Raw genomic sequence first — 277 nt, 5'->3', positions numbered from 1 at the left:
GGCCATTATCAGCATGCCGACGCCGAAAATCACAATCGTACCGAAATTCACCCCCAGCCGTACAAGACTGGCATGCGCCGACGATACCGCATAGGATTCGGTCGCGATGACGTTGATCAGGTCGCTGCGCTCATAGTCTTGAAAGCGCTGGAAGGGCATGGTCAAGACCTTGGCGTAGAGGCGGTCTCGCATGCGGTCGCTAATCCGGTGGTTCACTGCGCTTGCAATCAGTGAATTGGCGCATCCCAATAAAATCCGGAACAGGATGGAGCCGATG

1 pseudogene is annotated in these 277 nt (G+C 55.6%); it reads right to left on the bottom strand.

What is annotated here, in order from left to right:
- Window positions 1–277, bottom strand: a pseudogene (locus AF337_RS32770) (ABC transporter ATP-binding protein); the annotation flags it as partial.

It is taken from the genome of Rhizobium ecuadorense, from assembly GCF_001187535.1.
Taxonomy (GTDB): Bacteria; Pseudomonadota; Alphaproteobacteria; order Rhizobiales; family Rhizobiaceae; genus Rhizobium; species Rhizobium ecuadorense.
This window is presented reverse-complemented; position numbering and strand designations above follow the sequence as displayed.